The organism is Rhizobium grahamii CCGE 502 (assembly GCF_000298315.2).
GTDB lineage: Bacteria > Pseudomonadota > Alphaproteobacteria > Rhizobiales > Rhizobiaceae > Rhizobium > Rhizobium grahamii.
On the sequence record NZ_AEYE02000015.1, the window covers coordinates 163,544 to 185,805 of the forward strand.

A 22,262-nucleotide genomic window follows, 5' to 3' on the forward strand; every position below is an offset into this window, starting at 1 on the left:
TCCTCAGGCCTGTCCGGACAGCATAACCTGCCAAACCGACGAATTTCCCAGTGCTGGACAAGGAGATCGGACGTGCCAACAGAAGTCGACAGCGAACTCCTTCCCCAGCTCGGATTGAAGTATCCCCTTATCGTCGCGCCAATGGCCGGTGGCCCGTCAACGCCGGAACTGGTGGTAGCAGCATCGGCTGCCGGCGCGCTGGGCTCCGTCGGCGCCGCCTACTCCAATCCCGCCGCGATCGTCGAATTTGCCGACAAGGTCCGACAGCGCACAAACAAACCCTTCGCGATCAACCTTTTCACTCCTCACCCGGCCCCAACGGTCGATGCCGCGGCAGTGGAGCGGGCGATTGCCGCCACCGCCGGTTACCGCGCCGAACTCGATCTTACGCCCCCGCATTTCTCTCCGCCCTTTCAAGAGGATTTCGATGCACAGTTCGAAGCCGTCCTGAGGATCAGGCCAGCGGTATTCAGTTTTGTATTCGGCCTTTTGGCACCCGAGCATACGAAAGCCGCGCGAGAAGCCGGCATTCTGCTCATCGGCACTGCGACCTCACCGGAAGAGGCACGGGCACTCGAAGATAGCGGCGTCGACGCGATCACATTGCAAGGCTTCGAGGCCGGTGGCCACCGCGGGATCTTCGAACCCGACGCCGCCGATCCAGAAATCCTGCTTCGCGACCTTCTTGCTCAATGCAGGGAAAAAGTGCGCGTACCATTGATTGCAGCAGGCGGTATCATGACCGCTGCGGATGTTCGCGCCGCCTTCGCCGTAGGCGCTCGAGCAGTTCAGATGGGAACGGCTTTCCTGGCAACACGCGAGGCCGGAACGTCAGCTCCTTACCGGTCCGCACTGAATGTTCCGAAGCGAAAGACGCGAACGACACGTGTCTTCTCAGGCCGGTTTGCGCGAGGAATCGAGAATCGCTTCATGACTGAGATGACACCGAATATGGATGCGGTCATGCCGTTTCCTGCCCAGAACAAGTTTACTCGCGACCTGCGAGGGGCGTCGACCGCAAAGGGTTCGGCAGATTTCCTGTCGTTGTGGGCGGGAACCGGAGAAGGCGAGCTTTGGCAGGGCTCGACCGCTGAACTGATCGACAGTCTGTTTGCCGAATAGCTGCCGGCCCAGCCGTATCGGCAAGACGACGCAAGCGATTTCCGTGGCTTAGCAGGCAAATTGAAGGTGCAGACTTTGTATCACAATGTATCGAGAGAGCCGGTGGATACAGTGTCATGCAAGCCACGAGGCGATAAACATACGTCGGATACATCAACGGCGTCACTAGCAGAAAAATCACGGAGTTCACGCGATGGAGCACATCGACCACATCCTGATCGTCGATGACGATCGCGAGATACGGGAGCTCGTATCGAGCTACCTCAAGAAGAATGGCCTGCGCGTAACCGCAGTCGCCGACGGACGGCACATGCGCTCCTTTCTCGAAGCAAACTCCGTCGACCTGATCATTCTCGACGTCATGATGCCTGGCGATGATGGCCTCGTGCTTAGCCGCGAGTTGCGCGCCGGCCGACACAAGGCCATTCCCATCGTCATGTTGACAGCACGCACAGACGAGATGGACCGCATCATCGGACTGGAGATGGGTGCGGACGACTACCTCGCCAAGCCGTTCTCGGCGCGGGAGTTGCTAGCCCGCGTCAAGGCTGTCCTTCGGCGCACGCGCATGCTGCCACCAAACTTGCAAGTGTCGGAAGCCGGCCAACTGCTGAGCTTCGGCCAATGGAAGCTCGACACGACGGCACGCCACCTCATCGATTCAGACGGGACGGTGATCGCCCTCAGCGGTGCCGAGTATCGGCTGCTTCGCGTCTTCATCGACCACCCCCAGCGCGTGCTCAACCGCGATCAGCTGCTCAACCTGACACAAGGCCGGGACGCCGAGCTATTCGACCGGTCGATCGACCTCCTTGTCAGCCGCGTCCGCCAGCGTCTTGGCGACGATGCCCGGGAGCCAACCTATATCAAGACTGTCCGCAGCGAAGGCTATGTCTTCTCCATGCCGATCGAGATCACCGAGGCCCGCTAATGGCGACACCCGCCTTTCTGAATGGATTCCGCCTATGGCCGCGCACCCTCGGGGCGCGGCTATTTCTTATCCTGCTTGCCGGGGTGGCGATCGCGCACACGATGTCGTTCACGGTGCTGTTTTATGAACGATACTCGGCCGCCAAGTCCGTCATGTTCAACACGCTTGAAAACGACGTTGCGACCTCGATCGCCATCCTTGATCGCCTCCCGGCCAGCGAACGAGCCGACTGGCTCGATCGTCTCGATCGGGGGAGTTATAGCTTCGTGCTCGGCCCAGGCTTGCCGGGCAATCCGACACTCGACGCGCGCACCGCCGAAATCGCCTCCAAGGTTCGCGCTGCCATAAGTACAAAGTATCCGATCGAGGTGGAGACCGTTCCCGGCAACACCCTGAGGCTCCAGGCGCATTTGACCCTGAGCGATGGTGCGCCGTTGACGATAGACATCAATCCGCACGGCGTCATGCCGCTGGCCGATTGGCTGCCTTATGTGTTGGCCGCGCAGTTGGCTTTGCTGGTGCTTTGCAGCTGGTTTGCGGTGCATCAGGCAATTCGCCCTCTCGTCAACCTCGCAAAAGCAGCCGATACGCTCGATCCGAATGTCAAAGCCCCTCGCCTCAGCGAAACGGGACCGAGTGAAGTCGCCTATGCCGCAACCGCCTTCAACGCAATGCGCGAGCGCATTGCCCAATATCTGGAGGAACGCGTGCAGATCCTCGCAGCCATATCGCACGATCTGCAAACGCCGATCACGCGCATGAAGCTGAGGGCGGAGATGGCGGAGGATTTCGGCGACAGGGACAAGCTGATGCAGGATCTCAGCGAGATCGAACGTCTCGTCAAGGAAGGCGTCGCCTATGCTCGCAGCGCCCATGGCAATGTCGAAAAAGCCTCGCGCATCGACCTTTCTTCGTTCATCGAGAGCCTCGTCTACGATTACCAGGATACCGGCAAGGACGTGACGATCACAGAGATGAGTGGCGGCGCGATCATGACCCGACCGCACGCCTTGAGACGGGTTCTGACCAATCTCATCGACAACGCGCTTAAGTTTGGTGGCAGTGCCGAGATCGAGGTGCTGCGCCGTGCCGATAGGGACGTGGTCGTTAGAGTGCTCGATCGCGGCCCCGGCATCCCCGAAGATCAATTGGAAGCCGTCCTCAAACCCTTCTTCCGTCTCGAGCAGTCGCGCAATCGCGACACTGGCGGCACTGGCCTCGGCCTCGCCATTGCCGTCCAGCTGGTCACAGCGATCGGCGGATCGCTGACGTTGCGCAACCGCGACGGCGGCGGCCTCGTCGCCGAAATCGCCATTGGCTGAACAGCGGTTGAACCGCCTCGCACATCGGTGACATGCTGCTCGATACCAGAAAAAAGCGGCAGCCTTTTGCGGCTGCCGCTGCTCAACATCACGTCCCCCTGACGGGGGCACCGTTTTTCTTATCTCGTCAGACGAGGTTTATGGTGACGTTGATATTGCCGCGCGTGGCCTTGGAATACGGGCAGGTTTGATGCGCCGCATCGACAATCGCGCGAGCAGTTTCGTGATCGACGCCTGGCAGGCTGACGTTTAGGCGCGCCTGAAGTTCGTAACCGCCTGCATTGCTGCAGAGATCAACTTCGGTGTCGACCGCGAGATCGGTCGGAAGTGCAACGGCAAGGCTCTTCGCGGCAAAGCCCATCGCGCCGATGAAGCAGGCGGACCAACCGGCGGCGAACAGTTGCTCGGGGTTCGTTCCCTGTCCCGCGCTACCTGGTGAGGAAAGCTTGACATCGAGGCGGCCGTCGGAGCTACGCGATGCGCCATCGCGGCCGCCGGTCGTATGCGTCTTGCCGGTGTAGAGTACTTTCTGATTGTCGCTCATGATATTTTTCCTTTCGATAGAATGAACGGCTCGCTGCCGAGACGCAGATGGCGTCCCGCACGTGTCTGGAATGTTTCGTCGCGGTGCGAAAATGTAGCCAACTCCCGCGGAAACCTGGTCCCGATACAATGTGATACGAACGGGCAGGCCGCTTCTCGGCGAGGCAATGGGCGCTCGAAAACGGGCCCGGCCAAAGCGCGCTGAAACTCCAACGCCGGGTCCAGAGTCTGGAATGGAGGGAGTGGGGAGCCGCTGCTGCTTCCGGCGACCACCCCAAGGTGGCCGGTTAGAGCCGGTCGACGTCAACCACGGCCTGGGCAAAGGCCTGCGGCGCTTCCTGCGGCAGATTGTGACCAATGCCGCCGGATATCAGCCGATGCTCGTACTTACCCGAGAACTTCTTGGCATAGGCCGCCGGCTCGGGATGAGGGGCACCGTTGGCATCGCCCTCCAGCGTAATGGTTGGTACGCCGATGACAGGGAACTTCGCGAGCCGCGCTTCGAGCTCATCGTACTTCTTCTCACCCTCAGCCGCGCTGATGCGCCAACGATAGTTGTGAATGGTAATGTCGACGTGATCCGGATTTTCGAAGGCGGCGGCGCTGCGATTGAAGGTCGCGTCGTCGAAGTTCCACTTCGGCGATGCGAGCTGCCAGATCAGCTTGGCGAATTCGCTGCGGTACTTCTCGTAGCCCGCGCGGCCACGATCCGTGGCGAAGTAAAATTGATACCACCAGGCAAGTTCCGCCTTCGGCGGCAAGGGTGCCTTGTTCGCTTCCTGGCTGCCGATGAGATAGCCGCTGACGGAAACCAGGGCCTTGCAGCGCTCAGGCCAGAGGGCGGCGATAATGCAGGCCGTCCGGGCTCCCCAATCACAACCGGCGATCAGCGCCTTTTCGATCTTCAGCGCATCCATCAGCGCAACGATATCGGCGGCAATCGCGGACTGCTGGCCGTTGCGCATCGTCTTGTCAGAGAGGAACCGTGTCGCGCCGTAGCCGCGCAGGTAAGGCACGATGACGCGATAGCCGGCGGCGGCAAGCAGCGGCGCAACATCGACATAGGTATGGATATCGTAGGGCCAACCATGCAGGAGAATGACCGGAGGCGCGTCGCTCGCGCCGAGCTCGGCGTAGCCGACATTGAGCAGACCTGCGTCGATCTGCTTGATCGAGCCAAATGAGGTATTGGTGCCTGGCGCGATGGTGGAGATTCGAGCCGCCGCCGGCGCCGCGGCCTGGGCAACGCCCGTGCCGGTCGCGCCGAATTGCGCTGCGGCAACGGTCAGCGCTGCCACGCCCATGAACCGCCGTCTTTGTTGATTGATTTCCTCTGTCATCACTGCTCTCCGACCTGTGTTAAAGACACCCGCATAAATCACTATCCGTGTGTATCAATTGTGTATCCGGCGCTCGGAATTGAAAGCAAATGTAGGTATCGGTCTAGCGATACATTGGTATACATTCGCGCGAGTTCATCAGCAGTTCGCAACAACCGAGGCATGCTGAGTTAGGAAGCGGTCGGGGCACCGACATGACCCGACCTCGAATATCACTGCGACCGGCATTGCCGGCGTACTTTGTTACCGGATGAGTTCAGGCACCGGCACGCTGAACATTGTAAATGCCCCGCGCGAATGCCCCGATGCCCTTGGCATCCAGCAAGCTGAGTGGCGCGCGAAACGTCACCCTGGCCACGCCGGGATGCCGGCCGATTTCGATGGCGCCGGCCAATGTGGCACGGTTCATCACCTCCGGTACGGTGAGTCCCAGGAAACCGGCTGCCCGTTCAAGGCCGTTCGTGGTGGCGTCGTTCAGGTTCGGACCGGTGCCGATGAAGCAGACAGGCACATCGTCCTCCACCTTTCGCACCCCGTGCTTGCGGGCAAGCGCCTGGACCCTTGTCCGCTCGGTTTCGTCGAGCGGGCGCGCCAGGAACGGCACGTCATCGAGAACCGGAAAAAGGATCGGCCCATCGATGTCGAGCCCCTTGATGACATGCACCTCGAGTGTCACCGTTCCAGCCACGTCGCATGTGTGGCCGGCAATCTCACCGTCTCCTTGCAGCGCATGCATATCGCCCAGATAAACACCGCTACCGGGAACCTTGACCGGGCAGATCAGAACGGCCCCTTCGCGGACCGTGTTCACGTCGAGGTGGCCGTCCGTCTTGTGCTCGGCTATCTCCTCTGCCGTCAGCGCGTAGATGTGGGGCGCATGATCCAGGAACGCGCCAAAATCGCCGGCATTGTGCGAGTCCGGCATGGCCTTGGACGGCGTGGTTCCCAACTGTCCGAGGAAAGGCCGCAGGCGCGTGGCGATACCAACGAGATCAGCCGGCGCGAAAGTCAGGATAGGATGCTGGATGGACGCGTCCGGTAGCGCCATCAGGCGATCGGCATCTTCCGCGAAGGCTTCCGCCTCGGCCTTGCCCACCGTCAGACCGACCTGTCGCTCGTCGTCGAACGCGATCGTATAGCCATTGGTAAAGGTAAATGGTGACGCATCCGTGCTTCGCAACGGATCGCCGTCGGCCCGATGCCTTCGACACGCGTGCGCGGCCACTCCACTCCGCAACCGGGGCACACGGCCGCACAGAAGGGATCGCCGTTGAACCTGCCCGCCATTGGCTCGTCGTTGCCGGAGGCTGTGGCGGAGGAAGTCACGACAATCGAGCGGATGCGGATGGCAATCGCGTCACCCACCTCCGCGCCTGCGACCGCAACCGGGCGCGTCACCTCATGTCCTCCGCGAATTTCCGGCGTGATCATCGGGCCCCAGCACCCGGGAGCGGTGTTGGCAATGATCGTGCCGCCGTCGGCGACCGGCCCCAGCATCGGTGCCGCTGGATCTAGAATACCGTTGGTCAACTCGTTGACGAAAATCGTCTGCGACCCGAGTTTTGACTGTTTTGCTTTATCAAGCATTTAGGCTCCTGTTGAATCTATCGGTGAACGACCTGCGAGGGACGTTTAAATTCGGCGAATGCTCATGTTCGCGGCACGGGACCGTTGTCGATAAAAGCCGGGATTTCGCGAAGCCTGGCGACAACGCTCGCAATACGCGGCCATTGACCGAGGGCAAGATTGTTTCTCTCGGCGTTTACGGCTTGCGGGAACAGGCAGATATCGGCCACCGTCGGAATATCGCCAACCGAGTATTTGCCGGTTTGTCGCCGCCCGAGAAGTTCTTCTACCGCTGTCAGGCCGACGCGGATCCAATGGCGGCTCCAGTCCGCGACATCCGCCGACCCCACACCGATGGCGCTCAAATGCGCGGTCACCCTAGGCGGAAGAAGCGGATGGATGTCCGCGGCGATTGCCAAGGCAACGGCGCGTGCAAAGGCGCGATCCTCAAGCCTGCCAGGAAGCAGCGGTGGCTCGGGATAGCGTTCGTCGAGATATTCGATGATTGCCAGGGACTGTGTCAGTAGCACGCCCTCGTCAGTCAGCAGGGCAGGAACGAGTCCCTGCGGATTGACCTGCAGATATTCGGGCGTCCGATTGATGGCATCGGCACCGAGGATGCCGATCGTCTCGCGCTCGACATCGAGGCCTTTCAGCGCCAGCGCGATCCTGACGCGCGACGCCGCCGACGAGATCTTGTCTTCGAACAATTTCATTGCCGATCTCCTCAGTTGCTAAAGCTTTCGGGAGCCGCCTTGGCCGAGGCAGCATCGGCAGTATGCGCGAGCTGCTTCGCGCTGGCAGCGACTGAGGGCGATAGCAGCGAGAATAGTGCCGCGATCGGGGGCGGCTCTCCGGGAGCGCTGTCCCATGCGCATGGAACGGCTGCCAGCGCGAGCACGGCAAAGGAAGTGACTAGAAGGCGCATTGCTTATCTCCTCAATTGCTTGACCCATCTGGGCCAACTCCTGGAAAATTCTAATCTTCCGGGGAGAACTTGAGCGTGACGACCGCGCGTGTCCCGCATGTGTTCGAATCCCCAAAGAACTGTATCGTTGTGTAAGCGCAGCAAAATCAGCCCGCCTTTTCTGCGACGAGAACTGGGTGCTCCCGATACTCTTCCGGGAAAAGCCGCTTCAGCGCTTCAATCTTTGGCTGCTCATAGACGTACACATAGGGTTGATTGGGATTGTTGTAGACGTAGTCCTGATGATAGGCCTCGGCGCGATAGAAGGTCTTCCCGACCTCGATCGAGGTGGCAAGCGGGCGAGCGAAAGCACCTTCACCGCGGAGCTGAGCGATGTAGTCGGACGCGACCTTCTGCTGCTCGCCGTTCAGCGGAAAAATCACCGAGCGGTATTGCTTTCCTACGTCGGGACCCTGCTGATCCACCTGCGTCGGATCGTGAACCACGGAGAAGAAGATCTGCAGCAACTGGCCGTAGCTAACTTGCTGCGGATCGAAGACGATCTCGACTGCTTCCGCATGACCGGTCTGCCCGGTCTCGGTCATCTCGTAGGTGGCTGTCGCGGCACTGCCGCCTGCGTAGCCTGCCGTCGCGGTGACAACCCCGGCGACATGTTGGAAAGCGCCTTGGACACCCCAGAAGCACCCGCCGGCAAGGACCAGCGATTGTGTAGCTGGGGTCGCGGCGACATCGTGGAGGACCGGGGGAACGCGCCTGGCCTCTTCCGCTGCCGCCCCGCCACTTAACTTGAGCACAAGGCCGCCGCCTCCGATCACGACAAGGGCGACAATACCCACTCTGCCGACGGAGCCAAGCAACGATGAACGAGATTTTTCTCGACTTTTCATAACCTTATCCTTTCATCCGAAGGTAAATACGAAGGCTTCGACGCCGGGATCGAGGAAGCGAATTTCGAACGTCCGCTCCCGCACCTCTCCCGACTGGCGCACCAGCTGGTAGAGCCGCGTTTCGGAAACCGTGCCATTGCCGTCTGCATCGATATCCGAGCCATGATCGGCTCCCGGTGCGACCCCATCGACCTTCACCTGAAAGCGGACCTTCTTGCCGTCCGCCCCGGGTCCGAGAACCAAATGCAGATCCCGGGCACTGAACCGATAGGTGATGCCGCCGCCGGCCTGATCGAGTGAGGCTTGCTCTCCCCCAACGGTCCACTTTCCGGTGAGCCCCCATTCATTCAGATCCGGCTTTCCCACGGTGTAGTCTCGAGCAGCGTCTGCCCTGACGCCTTCCGGCGAGATGAAGTTGGCAACTCGGAGGTAGCCGATGTAGGATTCTCCGGACTGCAGGCGGGCAAGGTCGGGCGCGGCCTCGGCACCCTTGGCGTCAGGTGCGACGGTGGCTGCATCGGCCTTCTTGCTGCCTGCTGCTTCCGCCAGCAGATCCTGGATGACCTGTTCGGACTGTTCGTAGTCTCCTTCACCGAACTGGGTGTGCCTGATCTGGCCCTTCGCGTCGATGAAGTAGTGGGCCGGCCAGTAGTTGTTGGCGAACGACCTCCAGATCTTGAAGTTGTTGTCGATCGCGACGGGATAACCGATCTGGAACTTGTCGATTGCCTGACGGACGTTGTCGATCCGCTTCTCGAAGGCGAACTCGGGCGAATGAACCCCGATCACGACCAGTCCCTGATCGCGGTACTTCTCCGCCCACGCCCGAACGTAAGGGATTGTCCGAATGCAGTTGATGCAGGAGTAGGTCCAGAAGTCGACGAGAACGACCTTGCCGCGCAATTCTTCCGCGGTGAGCGGCTTCGAATTCAACCATTCTACGGCACCGTCGAGCGACTGCAGGCGTCCAAGCACGGGCAAGTCGCTCTGATATCCCTTACGCGCATCGTTCGCTGCAAGTTGCATGGCGTTGCCGCCCGGCTTTGCAACACCGCTCGAACCATGCAGCTTGTCCAGCAACGACTGTTCGATGCCGGCGTTGCTGGCATAGGAGAGACGCGACAGCAGTCCGGTATCAAGGCCAAGGGCAATAGCGGTAACGCCAACCAGCACAGCTATGCCAAGACCCTGCCGCAGGCGCTCGCCGACGCCGAGCGACCGCTTCATCGCCGAGAACACCTTCTCGCCAGCAAGAACAGCTATCGCCAGTGAGGTGGCGGCACCTGCCGCATAAGCGGTCAGCAGCAGCGTTGTCTGCACGTTGGCGCCTTGCAGGGCGGCGCCCGTCAGGACCAGTCCAAGGATTGGACCGGCGCAGGGAGCCCAGAGAAGGCCGGTTGCGACGCCAAGAAGGAACGAGGTGCCGACGCTGCCCTTCTTGCCGATTGCCTGCTGCGACAGGCGGCTGCCGAGGGCAACGGCTGGCCGGGTCACGACCGCCGCGATGCGTGGCGAGAGCAGCGTCACGCCGAAGCCGGTGATCAGTGCGATGGCGGCATATCGGCCGATTTCGTTGGCATGCACCGCCCAGCCGCCGCCGACGGCGGCAAGTGTTGCCACGCCCGCGAAGGTCACGATCATGCCGACCAGCATCGGCAGGATGCTTCTCGTAAAGGGCTGGCCTGCCCGCGACAGAACGAAGGGCAGGACCGGAAGGATGCAGGGGCTGACGATCGTCAACGCCCCTGCAAGGTAGGCAATAAGGAATAGCAGCATAGTCATCCCCTGCAGTTGACCGATGCTCGCGCACTGGTCGTTGATGGTGGCTGCAGGGAACCAGCCCGAAGTATCTCGGTTGTGTCGCGTTCCGCCCGATTTGTATCAGAATGCAAGCAACGTCAGCCGCCGCTTCAGGAGTTCAGGCGCTTCAGCAGTTTCTTGGCAGCCGAGCCCGATGAAGCCGGGTTCTGGCCCGTGATCAGCCGGCCGTCGACAATCGTAAAATCGACCCAGTCGCCGGCCTTCTCGTAGTGTCCGCCGAGACGCTTCAATTCATCCTCGACGAGAAACGGCACGACCTCGGTGAGATGGACGGCCTCTTCCTCGCTGTTTGCAAAACCGGTGACACGCTTGCCCTTGACCAACGGCTGCCCCTGGTAGGCTACCTTTTTCAGAACCCCGGGTGCGTGGCAGACCAAGGCGACCGGCTTGCCTGCATTGTAGAAGCTTTCGATAAGGGCGATCGAGTCCTGGAATTGGCGAGATCCCACATCGGACCGTGTCCGCCGGGATAGAAGACGGTATCGAAACCATCTGCCTTGACCCCGGTGAGCCGCACCGTGTTGGCAAGCTCCTTTTGCGCCGCTGGATCGCCCTTGGAGCGCGCCATCGCCTCTGTCTGATTGGCTGGTTCGTCACTCTTCGGATCGATGGGAGGCTGCCCGCCTTTCGGTGATGCAAGGGTTATCTCGGCGCCGGCATCCTTGAACACATAGTAGGGGGCAGCAAATTCCTCCAGCCAGAAGCCGGTCGGCTTGCCGGTGTTTCCGAGCCTATCATGCGAAGTCAAAACCATCAGAATCTTCATCGTCAGTTTCCCTTTGTTGAGCAACCATAAGACGTGGCTGGCATGTCCCTTTGCCTGAACGCGAGCATGGCGCGTTGCAAGGCTTTGCCACTTGAAACCCGATCCTTCGAACCGCCGCCGGGCCCAACCACGGATAGCGCGCTGGCTCAGGCTTTCCTGGTTTCATTCCCCGATATTTACTTCCGTCCAATTTCGGGTGAATACTCGCCGCCGGGCAATCACTATTCCGCGAGGCGGCACAATGGATCGCATCGACGCAATGAAGGTGTTTGTGACGGCAATTGACGAGGGCAGCCTCGCCGGCGCCGCCCGCAATCTGAAGCGATCGCCAACGGCGGTCAGCCGGGCGCTAAGCTTTTTGGAAGCGCATGTTGGTGTCGAGTTGTTGCATCGGACCACTCGAACGCTGAAGCTGAGCGAGGCAGGCCAGCGCTATGCGGCAGCCTGCCGGCGCGTACTGGTCGATCTTGAAGAAGCCGACATGCTGGCAGGCGGCGAGCGCGCGGCTCCGCGCGGAACTCTGACCATCTCGGCACCACCGATCCTTGGCGAGGAGGTGCTGCGTCCTATACTGGACGACTTCCTCAACCTTCACCCGACCGTTTCTGTCCGCTTTCTCATGCTGGATCGCTTCGTCAACATGGTCGATGAGGGCGTCGACCTTGCCGTGCGTATCGGCCAACTTTCGGACTCCTCGCATGTCTCCACCCGTCTCGGTGGTGACGTGCGTCGCGTCGTGGTCGCCTCCCCTCGCTACCTTGCAAGCCATCCGCGCATTGACGAGCCCGGCGACCTTGCCAAGCACCAGATTATCGCATTCAGCAATTTCGGCCTGGATTCCTGGAGCTTTATACCAGCGAAGGGGACCGCCATTCCTCGGGTCGTCCATTTCACGCCGCGCTGCATCGTCAATAGCGTCCGCGCCGCCGCTGCATCCGCGGCTGCCGGCGGTGGCCTAACCAGGCTCTATTCCTACCATGTTGCATCATACGTGCGCGACGGACAGCTGAAGATCGTGCTCGCAGATGCCGAGTACCCGCCACTGCCCGTACATCTGCTCGCACCACAGGGCCGCATGTCGGTGCCGAAGGTCCGCGCATTCGTGGACTTTGCGGCTCCCCGACTGCGTTCCGAGTTCGCGCGGATGGCCACTGCAGCCGGCTCACTTTCCTGATTATGCCGAAATTCGGTTGATTGTCGGTCAATCAACGTCAATTCCCTCAGTGATCGGATGGATCTAAATCAAATGCACCAACGCCGAGGGCGTAGGGCGGCCAGCAACTGAAAGGCCGCTGCACTTGAAAGGATCCCATCATGAGCACGGAACAGAAGGTCGCCATTATCACCGGCGCATCACAAGGTATCGGCGCAGCATTGGTTCGAGCCTATCGCGATCGCAACTATCGCGTCGTCGCCACCTCCCGCTCGATCGAGCCAAGCTCCGACACCGGTATCATCGCCGTACCGGGCGACATCAGCAAGCCTGAGACCGCCGAGCGCGTCGTTCGCGAAGCACGCGAGCGTTTCGGCCGTATCGACACATTGGTGAACAATGCCGGTGTCTTTCTTGCCAAGCCGTTCACTGAATTCACCGAGGAAGACTACAACCACAACATGGGCGTCAACGTCGCCGGTTTCTTCCACATCACGCAGCGCGCGGCGACCGAAATGCTGAAGCAGGGTTCCGGCCATATCGTCAGCATCACGACGAGCCTGGTGAACCAGCCGATCGCAGGTGTTCCGGCGGCCCTCGCCTCTCTGACAAAGGGCGGCCTGAACGCTGTCACGCAGTCGCTCGCCATCGAATACGCAAAGAGCGGCGTTCGGGTGAACGCGGTCTCGCCGGGTATCATCAAGACACCGATGCATCCGCAGGAAACGCATGCAGCGCTCTCGACCCTGCATCCGGTGGGCCGGATGGGCGAAATCCGCGATATCGTCGATGCCGTGCTGTATCTCGAGGGCGCGAGCTTTGTCACCGGCGAAATCCTCCACGTCGATGGCGGCCAGAACGCCGGTCGTTGGTAGGCCGTGTAGCTCCGGTCCGGCCTGCCCGGACCGTTTTCCGACGACTGCGACCCCAGATGGCCGCAGTCGCCATCAAGACAAGGCTCAAGAAGGTGGAAAATGAAACTGGTACTGGTTGCCGACCCGATGTGTTCATGGTGCTACGGCTTTGGAAAAGAAATGACGGCCCTGCAGGAACGTCATCCCGAGATGTCGCTTGAGATCGTCGTCGGAGGCTTGCGCGCCGGCGCGACCGACGTGCTTGATGATGCCGGCAAGCGTTTTCGCTTGGAACACTGGGCAAGGGTAGAACAGGCGAGCGGCCTGCCGTTCAATCGGGACGGATTGATGGCCCGTCAGGGCTTCGTCTATGACACCGAGCCCGTTTGCCGGGCGGTCGTGGCGGCGCGCATTCTTAAGCCGGAAGCCGATCTATTGACGGTCTTCCGCGCCATCCAGCAAGCATTCTATGTCGATGCCCTCGATACGACCGATGGTGCTGTCCTCGCGCAGGTCGGTGCCGAGGCTCTGAGCGCTGCCGGCCATCCCACCACACAGGATGAGTTCCTCGCGGTGTGGCAAGCCAAGAGCACGATCGATGCTGCTGCTTCCGATTTCGTCAGGGCACGATCTATGGGAGTATCGAGCTTTCCGACTTTGTTTCTTTCTGACCAAGGCAAACTGCGCCGGGTCGGCAACGGATATGCCCATGTCGAAACATTGGAGCAGGAGATTGGCGCCCTGCTCGCAGCATAGCGACCCTCAAGTTCAAATCTGAGAAAGGAGACTGCAATGCCCATCGTTACCGTACAAGTGACTCGCGAAGGAACGACGCCCGACCGAACTTCGGTCACCGCCGAGGAAAAGGCCGCGATCATCAAGGGCGTCAGCCAGGTACTGCTCGACGTCCTCAACAAGCCTCTTGAATCGACCTATGTTGTCATCGAGGAAGTCGATCTCGACAATTGGGGCTGGGGCGGACTGCCGACCGTGCAGTATCGAAAACAGCGAGCTGCAAAGCCTTGAAAAGCGAGACCCGCTGTCGGATATCGGCGGCGGGTTCGTTTGGTCTCCTCCTTCGACCACGGAAAAATCTTCCAGCTTGACGTTTGCCCGCACCGGTGGGCCCTCTCAGTCAACGCGCCGGCTGACTCTGCTGAAGATCTTGAAATCCGATCTCAGGGCACCCGCGCACATTGGCGAAAGTGATCTCGCGGCGATCACCCCACCCTGTTAGCCCTCGCAGCGTCAGAACATTCTCGTCGCGATAGACGAGATCCGTGCGGTAGATACCGGCGCGTCGGGCCCTGTTCGTCGCTTGACTGACGTTACAGGTGCCCTCCGATGGCTCCACGTGCCAAGTGCTCGTACCCCTGCCATCGGGATTCCAGCCGTCCGCGGCACCCGCCACAACCGGTAGCAAAGCTGCGAAAGTCAACAAGGTTGCACGGAACGCGGCTTTCATGATCCCTACCCGGTTGCGCTGCGCTGGAACGCTCCGCGCCAAGATAGACGGACTGTGGCGCAGCGCAATCGCGTCCGGGCAACCCACACGCCCTTTACAGACAAAAGTTACCGGACTCGTGCGGCAGCGTTGATGATCGGTTAACGTCGCCGCACTGTCGTCTGGCTGGTCACCTCATCGCTTCGCCCGAGCAAGCACGAAGTCGTGCTTCACCTCCCAGAAGTCGCCGGCAAACTGATACTGTTTCGAGCGTTCGGCATCGCTTGTCCGGCGAAATTCGGCGAGCAGGCTTTCCTTAACGCCAAACACCGCATCCGAGTCGATGTATGGATCATCGGGATCGAAGATGTGCGTGATCAGTGTTTCGAAGCCGTCGACCTTGATGATGTAGTGCAGATGCGCGGGTCGATTGGGGTGGCGCCCCAGCGCCTTCAGCATCTGCCCCACCGGACCATCGTAGGGGATCGGATAGTATTTTGGCTTCACCGCCCGGAACCAATAGTGCCCGTCCGGCCCTGTCCGGAACACGCCGCGCAGATTGAAGTCCGGCTGAATACCCTTTTGCTGGACATCATAGAAGCCCTCATCGTTGGCCTGCCAAACATCAAGGACCGCGTTGGCGATCGGCCGCCCGTCGGTGTCGAGAATCCGTCCCTCGATCACCATGTCCTCGCCCTTCTGGTCGAGACAGATGTTCGCGCCCATTGGAAGTTCCGGCGCGTCGGCAACGTGAAATGGGCCAAGCACCGTGCTCTCCGAAGCTCCGGAAGGCTTGCGATTGTTGATCGCATCGACCAGCATCGACACCCCGAGCGTGTCGGAAAGCAGGATAAACTCCTGCCGCCACTCGTTGCACATCTGACCCGTGCGCGTGAGGAAGAGAATGGCTTGCATCCACTCGTCCTGCGTCGGCTCGATCTCCTTCACTGCTTCGTGGAGCTTTCGGGTGATGACCTCCATCACCTGTTTGAGGCGTTCGTCCTTGGCGTTCTTGTTGCGGCCGGTTACGACCGCCACCGAATCTTCTTCCGTGAAGAAGCCCTTTTCATGCGCTTCCATGTTGCTCTCACTTATCAAGAATGGATTTCAGGACGCGGCGCAATTCGGCTTCCGGATTGGAAACCATGTCGTCCGCGCGCCAGGCGACGTGGTGGTCGGGACGTACCAGAATGGCGCCGGAATCCCGCACCTCTCGCGCGTTGGCCCAATCGCCAACGAGGTCCTGCCATTGCTGGCGCGGTCCGATGACGTGCGTGGTGATCCGGATGTTGAACTCCTTCGCGAGCGCCTTAGCGGCCGCAACCCAGCGGTCACCGCCAATGCCGGTCAGGATGGTGAAGGTGCCGTGGCCGGTCAGATCGAGGGTCGAAGCTTTCTCGCCGCTTTGATTGAACAGCCAAGCGTGCGGCAATCGAGCGCCGGGCCATGTTGTTGGCTGATAGTGCAGCTCCGGATCCTTCGCAAAGGCGGGTTCGGGTCGGCCGTCCGCTACAATGCCGGCCGACTTGTAGCGCTGGTTCATCTCGACGCCATGCGCATCGAATTCATAGACCTTGTAGGCAATCGCATCGCGGATCGCCTTTCGCTGCTTTTCCGCGTCTGGCGTGTCCTGGCAGCGCGCATCCATATTCTCTTGCATCTTGACGGGATCGACCGAGTCCAACAGGCCAAGCGCCTTGAAGATTGGGCCGAACTCTTCGATCGACTTGTTCGCCCGCGTTACGATCTGCTTGGCGACAGGCGCACGTTCGACATTGTAGCTATCAAGCAGTCCCGACCCGGCCTGTCCCTTTAGGACCATCGACAGCTTCCATGCGATGTTGAAGGCATCCTGGATTGACGTGTTGGAGCCCAGTCCGTTCGACGGAGGATGGCGATGCGTCGCGTCGCCCATGCAGAAGACGCGTCCGTTCGACATCGTCGTCGCGTACATGTTGTTTACGGTCCAGGTCGAGACCGACTTGATCTTTGGCTGAAGCTCCTGATCCCCAACGAGTTCGCGCACGACCTTGATGGCGAAATCCTCGGTCACCTCAGGCGCCGGCTGGTTGATGTCGTAACCCCAGACAATCAGCCATTCGTTCCACGGCCGCACCATGCGCACGAGACCCATGCCGATGCCACCGACATCGGCACCAGGCTGCAGCACCCAATAGAGCACGGAGGGGCGGTGCGCGACATGGCGCGACAGATCAGCCTCGAACAGTATGTTCATTGAGCCGCCGACACCCATCTTGCCTTCGAAGGCAAGGCCCGCATGTTCCGCCACCTTCGAATTGCCGCCATCGGCGCCAACCAGGAACTTGGATCGGACGGTAAATTCCTTGCCGGTCAGCCGATCAAGACAGGTGGTCGTGACACCATCGGGATGCTGCTCATGGCTGATATATTCGCACGACATGCGCGCCTGCGTGCCGCGCGAGCAGGCGGTCTTGAAGAGCAGCGGCTCCATGAAGGTTTGCGGCAGGTCGTTCATCAGGCTCGGTGAAGAGAGCTGATGTTCGGCGCGAGACAGCGGATGCTTACCCCAGCTCTTCATGCGGCCGATTTCCTCACCGGTCAACGAGGTGCAGAAGACGTTCTCGCCCATCAGGTCCTGCTCTGCGGCAAACATGTAGGCTTCATCCTCGACATCCCGACCGAGATCGCGCAGGACCTCCATCGTACGCTGATTGGTGATGTGGGCGCGCGGCGTAGTGGCAAGCCAGCGATAGCGATTGATCACCATGTTCTCGACGCCGTAGGTCGACAGCAGCGCCGCGGTTGCCGAGCCCGCCGGGCCCGTTCCGATGATGAGTACGTCCGTTGTGATATCAGCCATTTGGCCCTCCTATCTTCTTGTGTTCGAGAGGTCCGCCTTTGAGGATGCGGCGAACCGGAAACAGCTGGATGCCGGTTCGATCGGAGAACAGTCCCCACAACCCGCGGGGGGCGAACAGCATCGTGACGATCGCAACCAGGCCGAGGATCAGGAGATACCAGGAGCCGTAGCCGGCAAGCAGGTTTTGCAGCAGGAAAAAGACGATGACGCCGACGATCGGGCCTTCGACGGTGCCGATACCGCCGATGACCACGATAAAGATCACGTAGGCGGTCCAGTCGATCACCGAGAAGGCGGCGTCCGGGGAGATGCGCTGCTTCTGGACATAGATCAGCGCACCACAGCAACCGGTCAGAAAGGCCGCGGTCAGGTAAACCATCGTCTTCATCCGACGGGCATCGACGCCAACGGCTCGGGCCGCTTGTTCGTTGTCGCGAACTGCGGCAAGGCCCAGTCCATGCCGTGAGCGCAGCAGCCAGTAGATGGCTCCGATCGTCAGCAACGCGAGCACCAGCGCAAGCCAATAGGTCAGCGCATCGCCGGCCTCCGCCGACTTCATGCGGAACAAGGATTTCAACAAATCGATGCCGATCATGTCGCGCGTCGCATCACGGGGGAGCGAGGTGCCGGTGCCGCCGCCAAGCGCCTTCCATTGCGCAAAGAGCAGACGCCCGACCTCGGCGATGACCCATGTGCCAATGGCAAAATAGGGACCGTAGAGGCGAAAGGTGAAGAAGGCCGTCGGTGCTGCAACGATTGCCGCGAAGAACCCGGCGACGATGACCGCCGCCACCGGGTCGAGCCCGAGCAGGCTGACCAGCGCAAACATCGCGTAAGCCCCGCATCCGACGAAGAGCTGCTGGCCAACCGAAATCAGACCAGCATATCCGGCAAGCAGATTCCAGCATTGTGCCAACACGAGCATCGTAAGGATGAAGAACAGATCCTGGACAGCGCCCCGCGACAACAGCAGTGGCGCTAGAACGGCGAGGATCACGGCGACCGCCGCAATGACGGCGAATGCCGCGGAGGCGCCGGTGCGGGTCTCAACTTTGAAGTTTGGTGTGAGCAGCTGTTCCATGACGCTCAATCCACTGCGCGCGGGAAGAGGCCGCGCGGCTTGAACAGGAGGACGAGGAGAAAGGCGAGATGCCCGGCGAGGATTTGCCATTCCGGATTGACGGCAGCACCGATCGTCTGTGCGACACCAAGGATGATACCGCCGGCGAGCGTCCCCCAGAGCGAACCCAAGCCACCGATGATCACGGCCTCGAAGGCGTAGATCAGGCGCGCCGGTCCGGATGTGGGATCAAAATTGGCACGCGTTCCGAGGAAGAGTGCAGCAATCGTCACCACCACCATGGCAAGACCGGTCGCCATGGCGAAAATGCGCTGTGGCCGGATGCCCATCAGGCCCGCCGTGGTGACATCGTCGGACGTTGCACGAAAGGCCCGGCCGACGGAGGTCCGGTAGATCAGTTGGTTCAGCGCAACGATGGTGAGGACCGCCGAGCCAAAGGTGAGCATCGGCATGACACCGACATTGATCGGCCCCAGTGAAACGGAGGCAGTCTCGAGCGTGCCGGCCGAAATCCGCCGGCTGTCAGCCGTAAATCCTTCCAACAAGCCGTTCTGGATCACGATTGAAAGACCGAAGGTCACTAGCAGCGGCGGCAGAATATCCTTTCCGAGCGTGCGGTTGAGCAAATGGTACTGAAGCACCCAACCGGCCGCGAACATGAGAGGCGCCGCAACCAGCACCGCAACGAAAGGATGAAGCCCCAGCAGGGAAACAAGCAGCAGGATCAGAAAGGCCGCGAAGACAATCAGGTCGCCATGCGCCAGATTGACCAGCCGCATGATGCCGAAGACGAGGCTGAGCCCCGCCGCAAAAAGCGCATAGAGCCCACCGAGCAGGATGCCCTGAGCTATCGTATCAAGCCAGTTCATGACCATCCGCTCCGAAGTAAGCCTTGTGAATAGCCTCGCGATCGAGGTCGCATGGCTTGCCGGAGAGCGTGATACGGCCCTCCATCATGCAATAGACCCGATCGGATACCTTGAGTGCCTGGGCGATATCCTGTTCGACGATGATGATCGCCGCGCCGGTTTCGCGGATCCGTGGAAAGGCGGCGTAGATATCGCGCACAACGACGGGCGCCAATCCGAGGCTGATCTCATCGCAGAGAAGTACGTCCGGGTTGGACATCAATGCCCTGCCGATCGCCACCATCTGCTGCTGGCCACCGGAAAGCGCGGTTGCGGGGCTGCGCCGTCGCTCCTTGAGGATCGGGAACAGTGCATAGATGCTGTCGAGTGCCCAGGGCCCCGAGGTCTTGCGGCCATAAGTCCCGACCAGCAGGTTCTCCTCAACGGTGAGGGACGGAAACAGGCGCCGGCCTTCGGGTACCATGGCGATCCCCCGCGCCATAACGTCGGGAGCTGCGAGGGCGCCGATCGCCTCTCCCCGATAACGGATGGAGTCCGGCTCGTTCTTCAGGACGCCGGAAAGCGAGCGCATGAGCGTGGTCTTGCCGGCCCCGTTTGCGCCGATGATTGCCAGCGTTTCGCCCTCATCAAGGCCGATTTCGACGCCGAACAGCGCCTTGAAATCGCCATAGGAAGCCGTCAAAGCGTGGGTTTCGAGAAGAGCCATCAGACCTCGATCCCCAGGTAGACTTCGCGCACTTCCTTCGAATTCATGATCTCGTCAGGCTTTCCGATGCCGATCACCCGGCCGAAATGCAACACGAGCAGGCGTCCGACCACGGCGTTCAATGCATGCAGGACATGCTCGATCCAGATCACCGCAATGCCTTTGTTATGCAGGCCACGGATGGTTGCCACCAGCGCCCGGCATTCGCCTTCCGTCAGTCCGCCAGCGATCTCGTCGAGCAGCAGGAGTTTCGGATCAGTTGCCATCGCGCGAGCGAGTTCCAGCCGCTTGCGCTGCAGCAGCGTCAGGCTTCCAGCCGTGGCATTGGCCTTGTCGATCAGGCCGGTGTCGATGAGGATTTCCGCGCAGCGATCCATGACCTCCCCTTCCCGCTTTCGCGCGCCGAAAGACCCTGCCACCAGCAGATTCTCGAACACGGTCAGCTGATCGAAGGGTTGCGGGATCTGGAACGTGCGGCCCATACCCGCAAAGCACCGTGCCATCGGAGGGGTCTTGGTTACGTCGGAGCCTATGAAACGGATTGTCCCGTTGTCTGCCGCAATATTCCCGGTGATCAGGTTGAAGAGGGTCGACTTTCCGGCGCCGTTGGGGCCGATGATTCCAAGCGCCTCACCTTCTTCCACGGCAAAGGAAATCTGCTCGGCGACCGTCAGCGCGCCGAACTTCTTCGAGACACCTTCCAGTTCCAGTATTGGCATCCATCTCTCTCCCATTAGGGAGCCGCCTCCACGGCTCCCTCGATCCGCAAGCGCCGATGCGCTCAGGCGATCGGCTCCATCTTTCCGCCAGTCGGAATGTTCGGGGCGCTAGCGTTCTCGACGATGATCAGATCGTAACCCTTGCCACCCTGCTTCAGTCGCCACTGGCCTCCGACGAGCGGTGTCTTCGCAACGTTCTTCTGGGCGAACGGCGGCAGCTTGTCGTTGCCCCAGGCGATCGGCCCAACGAGCGTGTCGAGCTTCGTTTCGCCGATGACCTTGGCGACCGCCTCCCCGTCGCCGGGTTCGTCGGCGCGCTTCATGACATCGACCGCGAGCTCGAACAGCGCGTGGGCAAAGCCAATCGGCTGCGTCCAGGGTCGGCCCGTCGCCTTGGTGAAGGCGTCGGCGACCTGCGCTGCGGTCTCACCCGTCAACGAAGACTTGAACGGATGGCTTGGCGTCCACCACACTTCGGTCGAAAGATTGTGGCCGGCATCGCCGAGCGATTCCACCGTTTGCGGGAAAAGCAGTGCCTTGCCGACCGAGGCAACCTTCGGCTTGAAGCCTTGCTGCTTCGCCTGGTTCCAGAAGGTTGCGAGGTCTGGCGGGATGACGACGCCGGTGACGATCTCGGCGTTCGCCTGCTTGAAGGCGTTGATCTGCGCGGAAAAATCGTCCGAAAGGTTCTGGAAACGGCCGGGATCGGTCAGCGTATAGCCAAGCTTTTCGAGTACCGGCGGGAAGCCGACGACCTTGTCCCCCCAGGCATTGCCATCGCCATCGTTGGGGAAGAGTCCACCGACCTTCTTGTTGGTTTCGACCTGCGCCCACATGCCGGTGAAGACGGCAATGATATCCTCGAGTCCCCAGAAGAAGTGATAGGCGAAGTTGAACGGTTTCCAGGAATTCGGGTCGCCAGGATTGGCCTGCTGGCCAATGAACCATGGCTGCCACGGTGCTACCGTCGAAATGCACGGCATTTCTTCCGCTTCACAGGTGGTCGACACCGGATTGGTCGTCTCCGGCGTCGAAGAAACCAGCACCAGGTTCACCTCGTCGGTGACGATCAGCTCCTTTGTCACCTCAGCGGCGCGATTGGGATTGGACTGGCTATCCTTGACGACGACCTGATAGTCGAGGCCCATCTTCTTTGTCGTGGCGAGAAAGTTCTCGATGACGAACTTGTCGGCCTCGCCGAACGCGGCGAGCGGCCCCGTTTGCGGGCTGACATAGCCGAGCTTGATGGCGCTCTTCTGCGCAAGCGCAGGCAAGGCTAGCCCGGACGTGGCGGCGAGTACGCCGGTGGCCGCCGTCTGTTTCAGGAAATCGCGTCTGGTTGTCATTTCATTCTCCTCCCATTCCCCC

The 22,262-nt window shown here is 60.7% G+C and carries 23 protein-coding genes and 1 pseudogene; 7 read left to right on the plus strand and 17 right to left on the minus strand.

Annotated features, from left to right (window positions below):
- Positions 1-72: 72 nt before the first annotated feature.
- The 3 genes from RGCCGE502_RS15005 to RGCCGE502_RS15015 all read left to right on the plus strand — a co-directional run bounded on the left by RGCCGE502_RS15005 (position 73) and on the right by RGCCGE502_RS15015 (position 3,375).
- On the plus strand, positions 73-1,122 hold the full coding sequence (locus RGCCGE502_RS15005; protein WP_016555017.1) for an NAD(P)H-dependent flavin oxidoreductase: 1,050 nt from the start codon (positions 73-75) through the stop codon (positions 1,120-1,122).
- A 193-nt stretch (positions 1,123-1,315) separates the two neighbouring features.
- The gene (locus tag RGCCGE502_RS15010) at positions 1,316-2,053 is read left to right on the plus strand and encodes a response regulator (RefSeq protein ID WP_016555018.1); all 738 of its coding nucleotides are present in this window, start codon (positions 1,316-1,318) and stop codon (positions 2,051-2,053) included.
- On the plus strand, positions 2,053-3,375 hold the full coding sequence (locus RGCCGE502_RS15015; RefSeq protein WP_016555019.1) for an ATP-binding protein: 1,323 nt from the start codon (positions 2,053-2,055) through the stop codon (positions 3,373-3,375). The genes RGCCGE502_RS15010 and RGCCGE502_RS15015 overlap by 1 nt, the downstream gene beginning before the upstream one ends.
- A gap of 127 nt (positions 3,376-3,502) precedes the next feature.
- Here the strand turns inward: RGCCGE502_RS15015 and RGCCGE502_RS15020 are convergent, their stop codons facing one another.
- The 9 genes and pseudogenes from RGCCGE502_RS15020 to RGCCGE502_RS15055 all read right to left on the minus strand — a co-directional run bounded on the left by RGCCGE502_RS15020 (position 3,503) and on the right by RGCCGE502_RS15055 (position 11,226).
- Complete coding sequence (locus RGCCGE502_RS15020) at positions 3,503-3,919, minus strand: organic hydroperoxide resistance protein (RefSeq protein WP_016555020.1); 417 nt, start codon at positions 3,917-3,919, stop codon at positions 3,503-3,505.
- 286 nt (positions 3,920-4,205) lie between these two features.
- Positions 4,206-5,258, minus strand: coding sequence for an alpha/beta fold hydrolase (locus RGCCGE502_RS15025; protein WP_016555021.1), 1,053 nt, complete (start codon positions 5,256-5,258; stop codon positions 4,206-4,208).
- 256 nt (positions 5,259-5,514) lie between these two features.
- On the minus strand, positions 5,515-6,438 hold the full coding sequence (locus RGCCGE502_RS15030; RefSeq protein ID WP_244441703.1) for an acetamidase/formamidase family protein: 924 nt from the start codon (positions 6,436-6,438) through the stop codon (positions 5,515-5,517).
- Positions 6,357-6,845: an acetamidase/formamidase family protein gene (locus tag RGCCGE502_RS37940; RefSeq protein WP_244441704.1), complete on the minus strand. Its 489-nt coding sequence runs from the start codon at positions 6,843-6,845 to the stop codon at positions 6,357-6,359. Before RGCCGE502_RS37940 ends, RGCCGE502_RS15030 begins: the two co-directional genes overlap by 82 nt.
- Positions 6,846-6,907: 62 nt before the next feature.
- Complete coding sequence (gene maiA / locus RGCCGE502_RS15035; protein ID WP_016555022.1) at positions 6,908-7,540, minus strand: maleylacetoacetate isomerase; 633 nt, start codon at positions 7,538-7,540, stop codon at positions 6,908-6,910.
- An 11-nt stretch (positions 7,541-7,551) separates the two neighbouring features.
- Positions 7,552-7,752, minus strand: a complete 201-nt coding sequence (locus RGCCGE502_RS15040; RefSeq protein WP_016555023.1) for a hypothetical protein — start codon at positions 7,750-7,752, stop codon at positions 7,552-7,554.
- 146 nt (positions 7,753-7,898) lie between these two features.
- Positions 7,899-8,639, minus strand: coding sequence for a peptide-methionine (S)-S-oxide reductase MsrA (msrA, locus tag RGCCGE502_RS15045; protein ID WP_019279987.1), 741 nt, complete (start codon positions 8,637-8,639; stop codon positions 7,899-7,901).
- A gap of 12 nt (positions 8,640-8,651) precedes the next feature.
- A complete protein-coding gene (locus RGCCGE502_RS15050; RefSeq protein WP_016555025.1) occupies positions 8,652-10,415 on the minus strand; it encodes a cytochrome c biogenesis protein DipZ in 1,764 nt (587 codons plus the stop codon).
- A 134-nt stretch (positions 10,416-10,549) separates the two neighbouring features.
- A pseudogene (locus RGCCGE502_RS15055) lies at positions 10,550-11,226 on the minus strand (type 1 glutamine amidotransferase domain-containing protein).
- 241 nt (positions 11,227-11,467) lie between these two features.
- On the opposite strand from RGCCGE502_RS15055, the gene RGCCGE502_RS15060 reads away from it, so the two are divergent.
- The 4 genes from RGCCGE502_RS15060 (at position 11,468) to RGCCGE502_RS15075 (ending at position 14,259) form a co-directional block, all read left to right on the plus strand.
- Positions 11,468-12,400, plus strand: coding sequence for a LysR family transcriptional regulator (locus RGCCGE502_RS15060; protein ID WP_016555026.1), 933 nt, complete (start codon positions 11,468-11,470; stop codon positions 12,398-12,400).
- Between the two features lie 140 nt (positions 12,401-12,540).
- Positions 12,541-13,254 carry an SDR family NAD(P)-dependent oxidoreductase gene (locus tag RGCCGE502_RS15065; RefSeq protein WP_016555027.1) on the plus strand — a complete coding sequence of 238 codons (714 nt, stop codon included), beginning with the start codon at positions 12,541-12,543 and terminating at the stop codon, positions 13,252-13,254.
- A gap of 99 nt (positions 13,255-13,353) precedes the next feature.
- Complete coding sequence (locus RGCCGE502_RS15070) at positions 13,354-13,989, plus strand: DsbA family protein (protein ID WP_016555028.1); 636 nt, start codon at positions 13,354-13,356, stop codon at positions 13,987-13,989.
- Between the two features lie 36 nt (positions 13,990-14,025).
- On the plus strand, positions 14,026-14,259 hold the full coding sequence (locus tag RGCCGE502_RS15075) for a tautomerase family protein (protein WP_016555029.1): 234 nt from the start codon (positions 14,026-14,028) through the stop codon (positions 14,257-14,259).
- A gap of 109 nt (positions 14,260-14,368) precedes the next feature.
- On the opposite strand, the gene RGCCGE502_RS15080 is transcribed toward RGCCGE502_RS15075, so the two are convergent.
- The 8 genes from RGCCGE502_RS15080 to RGCCGE502_RS15115 form a co-directional block, all read right to left on the minus strand.
- Positions 14,369-14,698: a hypothetical protein gene (locus tag RGCCGE502_RS15080; protein ID WP_016555030.1), complete on the minus strand. Its 330-nt coding sequence runs from the start codon at positions 14,696-14,698 to the stop codon at positions 14,369-14,371.
- Between the two features lie 174 nt (positions 14,699-14,872).
- Positions 14,873-15,757 carry an intradiol ring-cleavage dioxygenase gene (locus RGCCGE502_RS15085; protein ID WP_016555031.1) on the minus strand — a complete coding sequence of 295 codons (885 nt, stop codon included), beginning with the start codon at positions 15,755-15,757 and terminating at the stop codon, positions 14,873-14,875.
- A gap of 7 nt (positions 15,758-15,764) precedes the next feature.
- Entirely contained in the window at positions 15,765-17,519 is a 1,755-nt protein-coding gene (locus tag RGCCGE502_RS15090; protein WP_016555032.1) for an FAD-dependent oxidoreductase, read from the minus strand.
- Positions 17,512-18,600 carry a branched-chain amino acid ABC transporter permease gene (locus RGCCGE502_RS15095; RefSeq protein WP_016555033.1) on the minus strand — a complete coding sequence of 363 codons (1,089 nt, stop codon included), beginning with the start codon at positions 18,598-18,600 and terminating at the stop codon, positions 17,512-17,514. Before RGCCGE502_RS15095 ends, RGCCGE502_RS15090 begins: the two co-directional genes overlap by 8 nt.
- Before the next feature lie 5 nt (positions 18,601-18,605).
- On the minus strand, positions 18,606-19,469 hold the full coding sequence (locus tag RGCCGE502_RS15100) for a branched-chain amino acid ABC transporter permease (protein WP_016555034.1): 864 nt from the start codon (positions 19,467-19,469) through the stop codon (positions 18,606-18,608).
- Positions 19,456-20,175, minus strand: a complete 720-nt coding sequence (locus tag RGCCGE502_RS15105) for an ABC transporter ATP-binding protein (protein ID WP_016555035.1) — start codon at positions 20,173-20,175, stop codon at positions 19,456-19,458. Before RGCCGE502_RS15105 ends, RGCCGE502_RS15100 begins: the two co-directional genes overlap by 14 nt.
- Positions 20,175-20,894 carry an ABC transporter ATP-binding protein gene (locus RGCCGE502_RS15110; RefSeq protein WP_016555036.1) on the minus strand — a complete coding sequence of 240 codons (720 nt, stop codon included), beginning with the start codon at positions 20,892-20,894 and terminating at the stop codon, positions 20,175-20,177. Before RGCCGE502_RS15110 ends, RGCCGE502_RS15105 begins: the two co-directional genes overlap by 1 nt.
- 62 nt (positions 20,895-20,956) lie before the next feature.
- Complete coding sequence (locus RGCCGE502_RS15115) at positions 20,957-22,240, minus strand: ABC transporter substrate-binding protein (RefSeq protein WP_016555037.1); 1,284 nt, start codon at positions 22,238-22,240, stop codon at positions 20,957-20,959.
- Positions 22,241-22,262: the final 22 nt, after the last annotated feature.